Source organism: Oleiphilus sp. HI0066 (genome assembly GCF_001635725.1).
Map to the genome: position 1 here is coordinate 1 of NZ_LWFH01000576.1, position 711 is coordinate 711.

1 pseudogene is annotated in these 711 nt (G+C 42.9%); it reads right to left on the bottom strand.

Annotated elements, in window-relative coordinates:
* Window positions 1-12 precede the first annotated feature (12 nt).
* Window positions 13-711 (bottom strand): annotated as a pseudogene (locus tag A3738_RS07700) (AMP-binding protein); the annotation flags it as partial.

Here is a 711-nt window from a genome sequence, read left to right on the forward strand (position 1 = left end):
AAACTCCTACGGTCAATCCCATAAGACAGATTCTTTCGCTTTAAACCAAGTCTCAACTTTCGGCGCGTAATGTGACTCAATCACATCTCTTTTTATTTTCATCGTTGGTGTTAAGAAATTATTCTCAATCCCCCAGACATCACTCACCACAACAATAAACTGAATTGCCTCATGCTGATCTAAGGTTGCATTAACAAACTTGATTAATCCCTTAAGGCTCTCCGAGGTTTTGTCGCGAAATGCTTGATCACCATGCATAGCCTGCAAATGCTCTGGCAAAACAGCCACAGCATATGGTTGAGCACAATCTGCACCCGCAACGCAAACAACTTCAATCGCTTGATCGACCATCAACTTATTTTCGATAGGCGCTGGCGCAACGTATTTACCTTTACTGGTCTTAAAGATTTCTTTAATTCGACCTGTAATCTTTAATCGACCTAACTCATCAATCTCGCCTTTATCTCCCGTCAATAAGAAACCATCTTCGGTGTAGCTTTCTTTGGTTTTCTCATCATCTTTGTAGTAGCCCATCATCGCAGCAGGGCTTTTAATTTCTATCTCACCTTTTTCAGAAATTCGCTGCTGAACCCCAAGCAATGGCTCGCCGACATACCCGACTCTAGCGCGACCAGGCATACTGATATGTGAATAAGCAAAATTCTCCGACATGCCATACCCTTCCATCAATTCCAGTCCTAAGCCTCGGTA